Here is a 14,332-nt window from a genome sequence, read left to right on the forward strand (position 1 = left end):
TCACCCGATCCCCGGTGGTGCGGAGCCCGCGGCACGGGCTCTGTCCCATGCCTCTCGCGACTGGCTCCATGCACATGGGAAATCGTTGTCATTTTTCCGCACAAATAGCTTCATTTCGGTGTCTTCTCCAAGCCGTCCAATCGCAACAGCAGGCGCCTAGCGCGCCCCGGCAGCAGCCTGCGCTGTCCATGCGAAAGGGGATTACCAATGCAGATCAGCCATATGCTGACACGCACCAGCTTCACCGCCCTCCTGTTGACGGCGAGCGTTCCGGCGCTCGCCCAGGCACAGGAAGCCGCCAGCCCGGCCACCGGCGCCACCACGCCCGACGAGGAGATCGTCGTCACCGGCCGCGCCGGCGCCGGCGAGCGCACCAAGCTCGACACCAGCTACGCCGTCACCACCCTGTCGAACGACATGATCCGCTCGCGCGCGCCGTCGAGCGTGACCGAGACGCTCAAGTCGATCCCCGGCTTCTGGGTCGAGGCCTCGGGCGGCGAAGGCTCGGGCAATGTCCGCGCGCGCGGCATCCCGGTCGACGGCTTCGGCTCGATCAACCTGCTCGAAGACGGCCTGCCCGTGCAGCACGATCCCGCGCTCGGCTATCTGAATGCCGACCAGGCCTTCCGCCTCGACGAATCGATCGACCGGATCGAAGTCGTCCGCGGCGGCCCGTCCTCGGTCTTCTATTCGAACGCCCCCGGCGGCGTGGTCAACTACATCACCCGCCGCGCCGGCGATTCGATCACCGGCAATGCCCGCGTGCTCTATGGCCCCACCGCCGAGCTCTATCGTTTCGACGGCTGGATCGGCGCGCCGCTGGCCGACGGCCTCAAGCTCGGCGTCGGCGGCTTCTACCGCAGCGAGCAGGGCGTCCGCGATCCCGGCTTCACCGGCAACAAGGGCGGCCAGGTCCGCGCCGACCTCGTCAAGGAATTCGACGGCGGCTCGCTGACCTTCAGCTACAAGCATCTCGACGACAATGCGATCTTCTACACCGGCATCCCGCTGACCAAGGACCGCAAGGGCAAGATCGTCGGCCTGCCGGGCTTCGATCCGCACTATGGCACCACCGCCAGCCCCGCATCGGCCAAGCTCTCGCTGCGCAGTGCCACCGGCCTGGTGAATTTCGACAACACCAAGGGCACCGACATCCGCCTCGACCAGGGCTCGGTCCTCACCGACTATGAGTTCGCGCCGGGCTGGAAGCTCACCAACGGCATGCGCTACCGCGACAGCTACACCGTCCGCAACGGCGTCTACCCCACTTCGGTGAACACCGCCGCCGCGTTCCTCGCCAGCAACCGCGCCGCGCTGCTCGCCGCCTTCCCGGGCGCGACCGACGTTCAGATCCGCTATGCCGACAATGGCCAGGCGTTCAACGTCGCCAACCAGAACGGCAATGGCGATATCTTCATCAACGCCGCCCGCCCCGTCACGGTCTGGGAGCGCGAGTTCCTCAACGACTTCCGCATCGCCCACAAGTTCGAAGCCGCGGGCACGCATGATTTCGCGTTCGGCTTCTATTATGCGAACATCGACGAGACCTTCAGCCGCTATTCCGCCTCGACGGTGCAGGACGTGTCGAACAATTCGCGCCTGCTCGACGTGGTCGCGGTCAACGCCGCCGGCACCGTCGTCGGCGCGCTGACCAAGAACGGCGTCGCGCGCTACGGCTCGGAATTCGCCAACGGCACCGGCAGCCAGACGACGATCGCGCTCTATGCCTCGGACGAGTGGCAGATCACGCCGACGCTGCGCTTCGACGGCGGCATCCGCTGGGAGCAGATGAAGGCCAGCGGCGCGCAGGAAGGCCAGAAGACGGTCAATCTCGGCGATCCCACCACGCTGGCGGACGACAATGTCCTTACCGGCAGCGGCGTGTTCACCAACTTCGATCGCAAGTTCGACGATATCGGCTATACCGCCGGCATCGACTGGCAGTTCGCCAGGATCGGCGGCGTGTTCGCGCGCTATACGCACGCTTTCCGCATGCCGAGCGTGGGCAGCTTCATTACCAGCGCCACCGCGACGCCGGTGATCCAGGGCATCAACATGTGGGAAGGCGGGCTCAAGCTCTCCACGCCGCTGATCAGCGTCTATGCCACCGGCTTCCTGACCGACTACGACTCCTATTCGATCGGCAATTTCGTCTTCGCGCCGCCGCCGGCCACCGGCGTCATCCAGCAGACGGTCTATACCGACACGCGTGCCTATGGCGTCGAGCTCGAGGCGACGCTGCGCCCGGTCAAGTGGTTCGACTTCACGGTCCAGGCGACCATCCAGGAGCCGACCTTCCGTAACCTGCGTTACAACGAGAACACTTCGGGCGGCCTGGTGGCGCGCGACTATTCGGGCAATCAGCTGCTGCGCGTGCCCAAGCTCTCGCTGCGTGCCACGCCGGCGGTCACCCTGTTCGACGGGCGCCTGCGCGCGCAGATGGACGTCGAGCATTATGGCGACCGCTATGCCGATGCGGCGAACACGTCGAAGCTGCCGGCCTATACGGTGATCAATGCCAGCGTCAGCCTGGGCCTGACGAAGAACATCCGCCTCTGGGCCTATGGCGACAACCTCACCAACACGATCGGCCTTACCGAGGGCAATCCGCGCGCGGGCGAGCTGACCAGCGGCCAGGCCAACGACCTGCTGTTCATCGGCCGCCCGATCGTGGGCCGCAATATCCGCTTCGCAGTGGATTTCTCGTTCTGAGGACTGAAACTCTCCCCCGCCCTCGGTCTCCCCTCCCTGGAAGGGAGGGGCCGGGGGTGGGTGGGGGCCTGGCGATACGGCTGGGTCTTGGTCCGTCAGCAGTCGTATCGCGTACATCGACCCACCCCTAATCCCTCCCTTCCAGGGAGGGGAATTTGTTGAGGCTCCCCATGCTCCACCGCCTCCTGATCGCGCTCGCTCTCCTCCTCGTCCACGCGCCTGCATATGCGCAGCAGGCGGACCAGGTGATGACCGGCGAGATCACCGGCGCGGATCACGAGACCTACAAGCAGATTCCCTTCGATGTGCCGGAAGGGGTCGAGCGCATCACCGTGCGTCTCAGCTATGACAAGGCGAACCGGACGGTCGTCGATCTCGGCCTGTTCGACCCCCGGCGGTTCCGCGGCTGGAGCGGCGGCACGCGCGACCGCTTCACCATCGCCGCCAGCGACGCCTCGCCCGGCTATCTCCCCGGCGCCCTGCCCGCCGGCCGCTGGCACGTCCAGCTCGGCGTGCCCAATGCCCGCAAGGGCGCGCGCAGCCCCTATCGGGTCGAGGTCTTCCTCGATCGCGGTACCGTCCGCAGCGCCAGCGCCGCGATTGCCGATGGCCCGGTCAGGGCCGGCCCCGGCTGGTTCCGCGGCGATCTCCACATGCACGATGCCCATTCGGACGGCAGCTGCACCAGCAAGGCGGGCAGGAAAGTGCCGTGCCCGCTCTTCCGCACCGTCGATGCCGCCGCGCGGGCCGGCCTCGATTTCGTCGCGGTCACCGACCACAACACCGTCGCGCATTTCGCGGGGCTGCGCGAGCTCCAGCCCTATTATGACGACATCCTGCTGATCCCCGGCACCGAGGTCACCACCTTTGGCGGCCATGCGAATGCGATCGGCCTCGATCGCTGGGTCGACTTCCGCATCGGCACGCCCGGGGTCCCCAATGTCGCGGCGATGGAGAAGGCCGTGGCGGAGGCCGGCGCGATCCTCTCGATCAACCATCCGGCGCTGCCCTCGGGCGAGGCCTGTATGGGCTGCGGCTGGATCTGGCCGGACACCGACTGGACGGGCATCGCCGCGGTCGAGGCGATCAACGCCAATACGGTCGACACGCCGCTCTCGGGCATCGGCTTCTGGTACGCGCGGTTGAACGCCGGCAATCGCCTCACCGGCATCGGCGGCAGCGACAATCACGATCCCGATGCCCAGGCCGGCCGCGCGCCGATCGGCCGCCCGACCACCGTGGTCCATGCCGCCGAACTCTCCACGCCGGCGATCCTGGCGGGCATCCGTGCCGGCCGCGTCTTCATCGACGTCGAGGGCACGCGCGACCGGATGCTCGACGTGACGGCCGTTTCGGGCCGCAGCCGCGCGGCGATGGGCGAGACGATCGCCGCCGGCGCCAGGGTCGACGTCGCCGTGACGATCGCCGGCGTCGCGGCGGGCAAGGCAGTGCTGGTCGCCAATGGCGTGGAAGTGCGGTCGCTGCCGGTCGGGCCGGAGGTTGCCTTCCGGCTCGATCGCAAGGCGGCCTGTGGCTGGGTCTCGGTCAAGGTGACGACGGAGAGCGGCAAGCTCCTGCTGGTCGGCAATCCCATCTATGTGACTTGCGGCAAGCCCTGAGCCGCTGTGGCCTCAATCGTCCTCCCCGGCAAAAGCCGGGATCTCGTGCAGCTCCTTCCCGCCCTCGCCTGAGCTCCCGGTTCTCGCCGGGAGGGCGGTCTAGGGCCAGCTTGCCGCCGGCCATGGGTGCCAGCGTGGGGTGGAAACGCCGAAGCAGCCGGCCCCCTTGCGCGATATATGGCGCCGCGCATTGCGATCCCGCGCAACCCTTGCCAACATCCGCGCAACAATGTTCCGTTAGGGGGATCCCATGCGTCACCTGCTCACCGCCGCCCTGCTGCTCGCGGGCACCGCGGCCAATGCCCAGACCATCCCGGTCGAGACGATGAAGGAGGTGACGAAGGAGCTGTCCTCCGATGCCTATGAGGGGCGTGCGCCGACCACCCCGGCGGAGGACAAGACGATCGCCTATATCGTCCAGCGCTTCGAAAAGGCCGGATTGAAGCCGGGCAACAAGGGCAAATGGACCCAGGACGTGCCGCTGGTCGAGCTCACCGCCGGCAACGTCCAGCCGCTGGTCTTCACCGGCGGCAAGGCGCCGGTCAGCCTCGACTATCGCAAGGACATGGTGGTCGCCACCTACCGGGTGGTGCCCAAGGTCGCGATCAAGAACAGCGACGTGGTGTTCGTCGGCTATGGCATCAACGCTCCCGAGCGCGGCTGGAACGACTATGCCGGCCTGGACGTGAAGGGGAAGACGGTCGTCATCCTGGTCAACGATCCCGACTATCAGGCACCCGATACCAAGGGTTTGTTCGAGGGCCGGGCGATGACCTATTATGGCCGCTGGACCTACAAGTTCGAGGAAGCCGCCCGCCAGGGCGCGGCCGCCGCGATCATCGTCCATGACAGTTTCCCGGCCGCCTATCCCTGGGGCGTCGTCCAGTCCTCCTGGGCCGGTCCCCGGCTGGAGCAGGACACGCCGGGCGATCACATGGACCAGAGCCAGGCGATCGGCTGGATGCAGCTCGACAAGGCCAAGGCGCTGTTCGCCGCCGCGGGCAAGGATTTCGATGCCCTCGCCGCCGCCGCGACGAAGCAGGGCTTCAAGGCCGTGCCGCTGGGCGTGAAGGCCTCCGTCAGCTGGGACAATTCGATCAAGCGCCAGGCTTCGAAGAATGTGGTCGGGATCCTTCCCGGCGCCGGCAAGCCTGACGAAGTGGTGCTCTATTCGGCCCATTGGGATCATCTTGGCCGCTGCGACGCCGTGAAGGGCGACGACATCTGCAACGGCGCGGTCGACAATGCCTCCGGCGTCGGCGGGCTGGTTGCGCTGGCGGAAGCCCATGCGAAAGCGGGGCCCGCCCGGCGCAGCATCGTCTTCCTGGCGGTCACCGCCGAGGAATCGGGCCTGCTGGGCAGCAAGTTCTACGCCGAGAACCCGGTCTATCCGCTCGCCAGGACGGTGGGCGGGGTGAATATGGATTCGCTCAACGTCATTGGAAAGACCAGGGATTTCGTGCTGGTCGGCGCCGGCAAGTCCGAGCTCGAGGACCTGGTGAAGCCCATCGTCGCCGCCGAGGGCCGCGTGATCGTCCCCGAGGAACGGCCCGAGGCGGGCGGCTATTATCGCTCGGACCATTTCAGCTTCGCCAAGCTGGGCGTGCCGATGCTCTATGGCGAGAGCGGCGACGATCTGGTGAACGGCGGCAAGGAAGCCGGCGAGAAGGCCGCTCGGGACTATACCCAGAACCGCTACCACAAGCCCCAGGACGAATATGATCCCAGCTGGGACTGGAGCGGCGCGGTCTCCGACCTCAACGTCTATTACGGCCTCGGCCGCCAGCTCGCCGACGGCACCGCCTGGCCCAACTGGTATCCGACCGCCGAATTCCGCGCGATCCGCGACAAGTCTCGCGCCGGGCAATGAACGGGATTATGGGGGCGGAATGACGATTCCGCCTCCCCCCAAGCCCGAATGGGCGCATCATCACGCCGTGTGGATCGGCTTCCCCAGCCATCCCGAACTCTGGCTCGAAGACCTGGCCTCGGCCCGGCTGGAAGTCGCCGCCTTCGCCAAGGCGGTGCATGCCGAGGGCAAGGGCGAGCAGGTGATCCTGGTCGCCGCCAACGAAGAATCCGCCAAGGCGGCCAGGCTGCTCGCCGGCCATGCCGCCAAGGTGGTGATCGAGCCGTTCGGCGACATCTGGCTGCGCGACACCGCCGCGATCATCGGTGGCGACGGCACCGCGCACGACTTCCGGTTCAACGGCTGGGGCGGCAAATATGATCTCGAAGGCGATGACGATATCGGCCATCGCCTGGCCGAGCGCGCCCGGATGCGGGTCGAGGATCATGGCTGGATCCTAGAGGGCGGCGCGATCGACGGCGACGGCACCGGCCTCGTCGTCACTACCGAGCAATGCCTGCTCAACCGCAATCGCAACCCGCAGCTGAGCAAGGCCGATGTCGAGGAGATGCTGCGCAAGGACCTGGGCTATACCCAGGTGCTGTGGCTGGGCGACGGGCTGCTCAACGACCATACCGACGGCCATGTCGACAATCTCGCCCGCTTCATCGGCCCCAACCGGCTGCTGATCCCCGAGGGCGCCGAGAACGACCCCAATTGGCGCATCTACCAGGATGCCGCCGCCCGCGCCGAGCGTGCCGGCGTCGAAGTGGTGCGCTTCCCCTCGCCGGGCCGGGTGCTCAACGAGGATGAGGAGATCATTCCGGCGAGCTACATGAACTTCTATATCGGCAATGCCGCGGTGGTGGTGCCGCTCTACGGGCAGGAGAACGACCAGGCGGCGGTCGACAGGCTGGCCAGGCTCTTCCCCGGACGGGCGATCATCGGCCAGCGCGCCGATCATATCCTGACCGGCGGCGGCAGCTTCCACTGCATCAGCCAGCAGATCCCGGCGGCCTAGGACGAATCGACATTCAGGCTAAGGGTGTGGCCTGGCTTCGAACCAACCTCCTTCGTCACCCTGAACTTGTTTCAGGGCCCAACCTGCCGCCAGCGATATCGCCAGTGGGGAATTGGATGCTGAAACAAGTTCAGCATGACGGAAAGGAGGGGTTTCGACATTCAACTTCCTTCCCTCGCCACCGAGAATGGAAGGGACGGAGCTGAATGTCGATCGGCCCTAGAGGTATCGGGCAACCGATCCCCGGCGACGGCCGGCGATCAGGTTATTTCCCGGCGACCGGCGCAGGCGCGCCCGCGATCGGCGCGCCGGCCTTGCTGCTCACGCGCCAGATCATGTTGCCGACATCGTCCGCCACCAGCAGTGCGCCGCCGGCATCGGTGATCACGCCCACCGGGCGGCCGTTCACTGTCTTGCCGTCCTTGGCGAGGAAGCCGGTGAGCAGGTCGACCGGCTTGGCGTTCTTCAGGGGATAGCCATTGTCGCCGAACGGCACGAAGACGAGCTTGTAGCCCGAGGGCGGCTCGCGGTTCCACGAGCCGTGCAGCGCGACGAAGGCGCCGTTGGCGAACGGGCCGCCGAGCTTGGCGTCCGCCGCGAAGGCGAGGCCGAGCGGCGCGGTATGCGCGCCCAGCGCGAAATCGGGGCGCTTGGTGTATTCGCGCAGGTCCGGCCGCTCCGGCGTCACGCGCTTGTCGACATAGCCGCCCCAGTAATTCCACGGCCAGCCATAAAAGGCGCCGAAATCGACCTGGGTGAGATAGTCGGGCGGCATGTCCGAGCCGAGCATGTCGCGCTCGTTGACGACGGTCCACAAATTGCCGGTATGCGGCTCGAAGGCCATGCCGTTCGGGTTGCGCAGGCCCCAGGCATAGACGCGCGACGACCTGGTCTCGGGCACCACTTCCAGGATCGCGGCGCGGGTGCGCTTGGCGGCGTCGAGCTGCTTCGCGGCCTGGAACGGCGTATCGGCGGCGTAGATGTCGCCTTCCTTGTCGAGCCCGTTCTCGGCGATGTTCGAGGAGGAGCCGACCGCGACATAGATGCGCTTGCCGTCGGGCGAGGCGAGGATGTTGCGCGCCCAGTGATTGCCGCCGCCGGCCAGGTCGACGATCTTCTCCGGCTTGGCGGTGATCCGGGTGTCGCCCGCCTTGTAGGGGAAGCGGACGAGCGCATCGGTGTTGGCGACGTAGAGCCAGTCGCCGACCAGGGCCATGCCGCTCGGCGAGTTGAGCCCTTCGAGCAGGGTCGAGCGCTGGTCGGCGACGCCGTCGCCATTGGTGTCGCGCAGCAGGGTGATGCGATTGGCCGAGGGCACGCCGGCACCGGCGCGGTTCATCAGGATGCCCATGATCCAGCCGGTGATGCCGCCGCCCTCGCGCGGGGGCGAGTTGGTCTCGGCGACCAGCACGTCGCCATTGGGCAGGCGATAGAGCCAGCGCGGGTGATCGAGCTTGTCGGCGAAGGGTGCGACTTCGATCCCGGCGGGCGCCGCCGGCTTCGCGCCGTTCGCCCAGCCCACCGGCTTGGCGATGCGGATCGTCGGGATGTCCTGGTAGCGGGCCTCGCCCAGCTGCGGGATCACGCCGGTCACGGCCTGTTCGGGGAGCTTGGCGACATCCGGCCGGGTAGCCCAGACGAAGAGGCCGATGAGCGCCACCGCAAGGATGGCCAGGACGATGAGGATCCGCTTGAGCATGCAGCGAGGATAGGGGCGGGGAAGGGGGAAGCCAATCGTAATTCCTCCCCGAGACAAGCTCGGGGAGGAACCGGATAGTCACTTCAGGTCGAAGCGATCGGCGTTCATCACCTTGGCCCAGGCGGCGACGAAGTCGTGCACGAACCGGTCGCCGCCACCGGCCTCGGCATAGACTTCCGAGATCGCGCGCAGCTGCGAGTTGGAGCCGAACACCAGGTCGGTGCGCGAGGCAGTCCATTTCCGCGCGCCGGTGGCGCGGTCGGTGCCGGTGAATTCCTCGTCGGCACTCTCGTCGATCTCCTTCCACACCGTCCCCATGTCGAGGATGTTGACGAAGAAGTCGTTGGTGAGCTGGCCGAGCCGATCGGTGAACTGGCCATGCTTGCCCGCCTTGGGATGATTGGCGCCGAGCACGCGCAGGCCGCCGACCAGGACGGTCATCTCGGGCGCCGACAGGCCGAGCAACTGCGCCTTGTCGACCAGCAGCTCCTCGGTCGGCACGCTGAAGCGGACCGACAGATAGTTGCGGAAGCCGTCGGCGCGCGGCTGGAGCACGTCGAAGCTCTCGGCATCGGTCTGCGCATCGGTGGCGTCGCCCCGGCCCGAGGTGAAGGGCACGGTCACGTCATGGCCCGCCGCCTTCGCCGCCTGCTCGATGCCGAGATTGCCGCCCAGCACGATCAGGTCGGCGATGCTCACCTTGCCGCCGAAATCGGCCTGGATGCCTTCATAGACCTTCAGCACCTTGGCGAGTTCGGCCGGCTCATTGGCTTCCCAGTCCTTCTGCGGAGCCAGCCGGATGCGCGCGCCATTGGCGCCGCCGCGCCGGTCCGACCCGCGATAGGTCGAGGCCGAGGCCCAGGCAGTCTTGACCAGCTGCTGCACGGTGAGCCCCGAAGCGGCGATCCTGCCCTTGAGCGCGGCGACGTCCCCATCGCCGAGCTTGGTGCCGGCCGGGATCGGATCCTGCCAGATCAGGTCCTCCTGCGGCACTTCCGGCCCGAGATACCGGGTCTTCGGGCCCATGTCGCGATGGGTCAGCTTGAACCAGGCGCGGGCGAAGGCATCGGCGAAATAGGCCGGGTCGCTGCGGAACTTCTCCAGGATCTTGCGATAGTCGCCATCGTCCTTGAATGCCTTGTCGGCGGTGGTCATCATCGTCGGGACCTTCCTGCCCGGCGTATGCGCCGCCGGCGCGAGGGTCTCCTCGGGATTGCCGACCGGCTGCCATTGCTTGGCGCCCGCCGGGCTCTTCACCAGCTCATATTCATGGTCGAGCAGCATGTCGAAATAGGTCATGTCCCATTTCGTCGGAGTCGGGGTCCAGGCGCCTTCGATGCCCGAAGTGATGGTGTGGTCGCCCATCCCGGTCTCGTGCGTCGAGATCCAGCCCAGGCCCATCGAGGCCATGCCCGCGGCCTCGGGCTCGCGGCCGACATGCCTGGCGTCGCCCGCGCCATGCGCCTTGCCGAAAGTGTGGCCGCCGGCGGTTAGCGCCGCGGTCTCCTCGTCGTTCATCGCCATGTTGGCGAAGGTGCGGCGCAGGTCGCGCGCCGAGCCCTTGGTGTCGGGCTTGCCGCCCGGCCCCTCGGGATTGACGTAGATCAGGCCCATCTGGATCGCGGCGAGCGGCTCCTCGAGCGCCATGCCCGCCTCGTCATCGATACGGGTCTTGTTCTCGGGATGGCCGACCCATTGCTCCTCGGTGCCCCAATAGATGTCCCGCTCGGGCTCGAAAATGTCCTCGCGGCCGCCGGAGAAGCCGAAGGTCGGTCCGCCCATCGATTCGATCGCGACGTTGCCGGTCAGGATGAACAGGTCCGCCCAGCTGATCTTGGCGCCATATTTCTGCTTGATCGGCCACAGCAGCCGGCGGGCCTTGTCGAGATTGCCATTGTCCGGCCAGCTGTTGAGCGGCGCGAAGCGCTGCGAGCCCGAGGACGAGCCGCCGCGGCCGTCGCCCGTGCGATAGGTGCCGGCCGAGTGCCAGGCCATGCGGATGAAGAAGGGGCCGTAATGCCCGTAATCGGCCGGCCACCAGGGCTGGCTGTCCGTCATCAGCGCGGTGAGATCCGCCTTGAGCGCGAAATAGTCGAGGCTGTCGAAAGCGGCGCGATAGTCGAAGCTATCGCCATAGGGATTGGGCGAGACACCGCCCTGGGAGAGGATCTCCAGGCTCAGCTGCTCTGGCCACCAATCGCGGTTGGTGCGGCCGAGCAACGTGCGCAGCGCCTGGGGTTCCTTCGACGGATCACTCAGCGGGCTGCCGGTGGTCGGTGCGTCCATGGGGTCGACTCCTCTCGATTGCTTGGTCGCTCGGAAAGCAGGGCTTTCCTGAGTCTCGCAGAGGCTAGCCGGGGCGCGGTGATCGCAGAAATGGATTAGATCGCCGTCAGTGATCGACCGGGTGATTTTTACGACATGTGGTTGTCACTATGTGAATCATCCGGGTGCCAATCACTTGCGTCACCCTGAACTTGTTTCAGGATCCAACTTTCCACGAGCGATATCGCCTGAAGAGTGTTGGATGCTGAAACAAGTTCAGCATGACGGTGAACGGGGCATGCCGCAGCCTGAGCTTCCGTCCCGGGCAGGCCCGCGGCTGCCGGGATGACGGTGGATGGGATGGCGGCCAGCCGTAGCGGCGGGGTTCACTCCTCCGCCAGCGCCTTTTCCGCCGGCGGATGCAGCCGCAGCCGGGTGACGCGCTTGGGATCGGCCTCGACGATCTCGAGCTTCCAGCCGCTGTCATGCTCCAGGCACTCGCCCGCCTCGGGCACGTGCCCGGCGAGCACGAAGGCGAGGCCGCCCAGCGTGTCGACATCGCCATCGACTTCGCCCAGGCGCGGATCGACCGTCTCGGCGACGTCCTCGAGCTCGGCACGGGCATCGGCGTCCCAGCCGCCGCCTTCGATCGGCACGAGCAGCGCGGTCGGCGCCTCGTCATGCTCGTCCTCGATCTCGCCGACGATCTCCTCGATCAGGTCCTCGATCGTGATCAGCCCCTCGGTGCCCGAATATTCGTCGAGCACGATGGCGAGATGGGTGCGCCGCCCGCGCATCTGGGCGAGCAGGTCGAGCGCGCCCATCGACTGGGGCACGTAGAGCGGCTGGCGGATCAGGCCGGCGATGCTGGCGGGGTGCGGCGCGCCGCTCGCCAGGATGTTGAACACGTCCTTGATGTGGACCATGCCGATGATCGTATCGAGCTCTTCGCGATAGACGGGCAGGCGACTGTGGCCGGCCTCTTCGAACAGCTTCACCAGCTGGGCGAAGCTGGTCCGTTCCTCGACCGCGATGATGTCCGCGCGCGGCACGCCGACATCGCCGGCATCGCGCTCGCCGAAATGGAGCAGGTTCCTGAGCATCTGGCGCTCGATCGGCGCCAGGTCGCCCGCCGGGGCGCGGCCGCCCTCGTCATGCTCGTCGATCGCGTCCTCGATGCGGTCGCGCAGCGTTTCTTCTTGGTCGTCACCGAACAGGAGGGTGCGGATGCCGCGCCATATTCCGCCACCTTCGTGGCTGTCTCCGTTGCCGTTGCTACTAGGGCCCTCGGGCATGTTCGGTGTTCAATCCTCGCGTATCAGATAGGGGTCGTGCAGGCCGAGGTCGCGAAGCGCGGCGCGCTCCATTTCCTCCATCGCCTCTGCCTCGGCATCATTCATATGGTCATAGCCTAGCAAATGCAGCAGGCCGTGGACAATCAGGTGCGTGGCATGATCCTGGACGCCGACCCGGCGCTCCAGCGCTTCGGCGGCGCAGACGCCGTGCGCCAGGACGATGTCGCCCAGCAGCACTTCGCCATCGTCGCTGTTCTCGGTGACCGCTTCCATCAGGTCCGGCTGGATCATTGGGAAGGAGAGCACGTTGGTCGGCTTGTCCTTGCCCCGATACTGGCGGTTGAGGACATGGACTTCCTCGTCCGAGGTGAAGCGCACCGCAACTTCGATCGTCGCGGCGTGATCCAGCCATTCGAGAAAGGGGGTCTGGCGGAGCGCGGTCTCGGCGGCGCGGATGGAGAGGGCTTCCCAATCCGCATTCGGCCAGGGGGATTCGACCAGGGCGGCGACGTCCAGCACTTACTTCCCCTCCCTTTCAAGGGAGGGGAGCGAGGGGTGGGTGGCGTCCTGGCGATACGGATGATGGATGGTCATGCGGATGCCGTAGCGCGTGTATCGACCCACCCCGAACCCCTCCCTTGCAGGGAGGGGCTTATCGGAAAGATCAGGCATTCGGCCCCTCATACGCCTCGACGATGCGGCCGACGATCGGGTGGCGGACCACGTCCGCCGTCGAGAAGCGGGAGAAGGCGATGCCCTCGACGCCCTCGAGCCGCCGCGTCGCGTCGTTCAGGCCCGAGGCGGGCGGGCCGCCGGGCAGGTCGACCTGGTTGGGATCGCCGCAGATCACCATCCGGCTGTTCTGGCCGAAGCGGGTGAGGAACATCTTCATCTGCGCGGGCGTGGTGTTCTGCGCCTCGTCGAGGATGACGAACGCATCCGCCAGCGTGCGGCCGCGCATGAAGGCGATCGGGGCGATCTCGATCTCGCCGCTGGCGATACGCCGCTCGACCTGCTCGGCGGGCAGGCAATCATAGAGCGCATCGTAGATCGGGCGGAGATAGGGATCGACCTTCTCCTTCATGTCGCCGGGCAGGAAGCCCAGCCGCTCGCCGGCCTCCACGGCGGGGCGCGAAAGGATCAGCCGCTGGACGCTGCCGGTGATCAGCTGCGCGACTGCCTGCGCCACGGCGAGATAGGTCTTGCCGGTGCCCGCGGGCCCCAGGGCGAAGATCATGTCGTTCGAGACGAGCGCGCGCATATACTGGGTCTGCGCGACCGAACGGGGCACGATCGTCTTCTTGCGCGTGCGGATCATGATCTGGGGCGGCGCGTTGCCATTGTCCGCCTTGATGATGCCGGTGAGCGTCGGCTCGCTCGACATCGCGATCACCGCGTCGATCAGCCCGGTATCGACTTCCTCGCCGCGGATGACGCGGGCATGGAGTTCCTGCAGCACTTCGCGGGCATGGGCGACGGCCTCGGCGGACCCTTCGATCTGCACGCGCTGGCCGCGGGCGTGGATGTACACGCCGAGCCGCTCTTCCAAAGCGAGGATGTTGCTGTCGAATTCGCCGAAGAGCTGCGGCAGGAGTTGGGGCTTGTCGAAATTCACCTCGGCGCGGCTGCGTTCACCGGACTGGGCGGGGACAGGCTTGCGGCTCATGCGGCTCCTTGCGGCTGCGAGATGTTGACTCTGTTGACGGTGCCACGCGTGCGCGCGGACGTCCCCTGCCCGACGCGCGTAGAGACGCTGCGTGTCAAAGCGAAGACGATGCGGGCGGTTCCCTGGCGCATGCGATATGGGGAGAGTGGCAGAGGATTGCCGACTTGGACAGGGGAAAAGCCGCGGCGAGGCGCATGCACGCCTCG

The 14,332-nt window shown here is 66.9% G+C and carries 9 protein-coding genes; 4 read left to right on the forward strand and 5 right to left on the reverse strand.

Annotated elements, in window-relative coordinates; genetic code table 11:
* Window positions 1-207: 207 nt before the first annotated feature.
* The 4 genes from CAP40_RS05355 (at window position 208) to CAP40_RS05370 (ending at window position 7,201) form a co-directional block, all read left to right on the forward strand.
* The gene (locus CAP40_RS05355) at window positions 208-2,712 is read left to right on the forward strand and encodes a TonB-dependent receptor (protein WP_086128261.1); all 2,505 of its coding nucleotides are present in this window, start codon (window positions 208-210) and stop codon (window positions 2,710-2,712) included.
* Between the two features lie 170 nt (window positions 2,713-2,882).
* Entirely contained in the window at window positions 2,883-4,331 is a 1,449-nt protein-coding gene (locus CAP40_RS05360; protein ID WP_086128262.1) for a CehA/McbA family metallohydrolase, read from the forward strand.
* A gap of 250 nt (window positions 4,332-4,581) precedes the next feature.
* On the forward strand, window positions 4,582-6,201 hold the full coding sequence (locus CAP40_RS05365) for a M28 family metallopeptidase (RefSeq protein WP_086128263.1): 1,620 nt from the start codon (window positions 4,582-4,584) through the stop codon (window positions 6,199-6,201).
* A 19-nt stretch (window positions 6,202-6,220) separates the two neighbouring features.
* Window positions 6,221-7,201: an agmatine deiminase family protein gene (locus CAP40_RS05370; protein ID WP_086128264.1), complete on the forward strand. Its 981-nt coding sequence runs from the start codon at window positions 6,221-6,223 to the stop codon at window positions 7,199-7,201.
* Between the two features lie 265 nt (window positions 7,202-7,466).
* Here CAP40_RS05370 and CAP40_RS05375 read toward each other — a convergent pair whose 3' ends face one another.
* The 5 genes from CAP40_RS05375 to CAP40_RS05395 form a co-directional block, all read right to left on the reverse strand.
* Entirely contained in the window at window positions 7,467-8,900 is a 1,434-nt protein-coding gene (locus tag CAP40_RS05375) for a sorbosone dehydrogenase family protein (RefSeq protein ID WP_086128265.1), read from the reverse strand.
* A gap of 78 nt (window positions 8,901-8,978) precedes the next feature.
* Entirely contained in the window at window positions 8,979-11,186 is a 2,208-nt protein-coding gene (gene katG, locus CAP40_RS05380) for a catalase/peroxidase HPI (protein ID WP_086128266.1), read from the reverse strand.
* Window positions 11,187-11,551: 365 nt separating this feature from the next.
* Window positions 11,552-12,460: a hemolysin family protein gene (locus CAP40_RS05385; RefSeq protein ID WP_086128267.1), complete on the reverse strand. Its 909-nt coding sequence runs from the start codon at window positions 12,458-12,460 to the stop codon at window positions 11,552-11,554.
* A 9-nt stretch (window positions 12,461-12,469) separates the two neighbouring features.
* Window positions 12,470-12,979: an rRNA maturation RNase YbeY gene (ybeY, locus tag CAP40_RS05390; RefSeq protein WP_086128268.1), complete on the reverse strand. Its 510-nt coding sequence runs from the start codon at window positions 12,977-12,979 to the stop codon at window positions 12,470-12,472.
* A 145-nt stretch (window positions 12,980-13,124) separates the two neighbouring features.
* On the reverse strand, window positions 13,125-14,126 hold the full coding sequence (locus tag CAP40_RS05395) for a PhoH family protein (protein ID WP_086128269.1): 1,002 nt from the start codon (window positions 14,124-14,126) through the stop codon (window positions 13,125-13,127).
* Window positions 14,127-14,332: the final 206 nt, after the last annotated feature.

The sequence above is a fragment of the Sphingomonas sp. IBVSS2 genome (assembly GCF_002127225.1).
GTDB lineage: Bacteria > Pseudomonadota > Alphaproteobacteria > Sphingomonadales > Sphingomonadaceae > Sphingomonas.

Excerpts from the sequence above, each read along its gene's own strand:
- CAP40_RS05395 (WP_086128269.1), bottom strand. The coding sequence starts at position 14,126 with ATGAGCCGCAAGCCTGTCCCCGCCCAGTCCGGTGAACGCAGCCGCGCC.
- CAP40_RS05355 (WP_086128261.1), top strand. The coding sequence starts at position 208 with ATGCAGATCAGCCATATGCTGACACGCACCAGCTTCACCGCCCTCCTG.
- CAP40_RS05370 (WP_086128264.1), top strand. The coding sequence starts at position 6,221 with ATGACGATTCCGCCTCCCCCCAAGCCCGAATGGGCGCATCATCACGCC.
- katG (WP_086128266.1), bottom strand. The coding sequence starts at position 11,186 with ATGGACGCACCGACCACCGGCAGCCCGCTGAGTGATCCGTCGAAGGAA.
- CAP40_RS05375 (WP_086128265.1), bottom strand. The coding sequence starts at position 8,900 with ATGCTCAAGCGGATCCTCATCGTCCTGGCCATCCTTGCGGTGGCGCTC.
- CAP40_RS05365 (WP_086128263.1), top strand. The coding sequence starts at position 4,582 with ATGCGTCACCTGCTCACCGCCGCCCTGCTGCTCGCGGGCACCGCGGCC.
- CAP40_RS05360 (WP_086128262.1), top strand. The coding sequence starts at position 2,883 with ATGCTCCACCGCCTCCTGATCGCGCTCGCTCTCCTCCTCGTCCACGCG.
- CAP40_RS05385 (WP_086128267.1), bottom strand. The coding sequence starts at position 12,460 with ATGCCCGAGGGCCCTAGTAGCAACGGCAACGGAGACAGCCACGAAGGT.